This window comes from Limnohabitans sp. Rim28, from assembly GCF_000293865.2.
Lineage (GTDB): Bacteria > Pseudomonadota > Gammaproteobacteria > Burkholderiales > Burkholderiaceae_C > Limnohabitans_A.
Map to the genome: position 1 here is coordinate 1 of NZ_ALKN02000059.1, position 429 is coordinate 429.

At 67.1% G+C, this 429-nt stretch carries 1 protein-coding gene; it reads right to left on the bottom strand.

The window, feature by feature from the left end:
* Window positions 1–429 (bottom strand): hypothetical protein (locus B472_RS17185; RefSeq protein ID WP_202862792.1); only part of this gene is annotated, 429 nt, incomplete at both ends.

A 429-nucleotide genomic window follows, 5' to 3' on the forward strand; every position in this document is an offset into this window, starting at 1 on the left:
CGTCTGCGCTGCATCCAGTTCGCTTTGCGCCGTTGTCAGTGTGGCGTTCGCAGTGTTGGTCTGAGCCGCCCACTTGGCCACTTCAGCGTCTGTGGCGCTTTCGCTGGCCGTGGTGGCCGCTGCCACCGTGCCAGCGTCGGCAATGGCCGATGCTGCTGCGTTGGTAATGGCAGACAAGTCGATCGTCTCGCCAGCAGCGGTGGCCGCAGCCTGGGCATTTGCCACTGCGGTGCTGGCCGCGTTAGCCGCATTGGTCGCGGCTGTGGCCTTGGCCGTCAGCGCTGTCTGGGCTGTCTCTACGGCCAGCAATTGCGCCGGTGTGGCCGGGTCGCTCATGGCGCTCAGCGCGTTGGCAAGCGCCGTCTGCGCCGCATCCAGTTCGGTTTGCGCGGTGCCCAAAGCGGTGCCCGCTGCGTTGGCTGCTGCCAC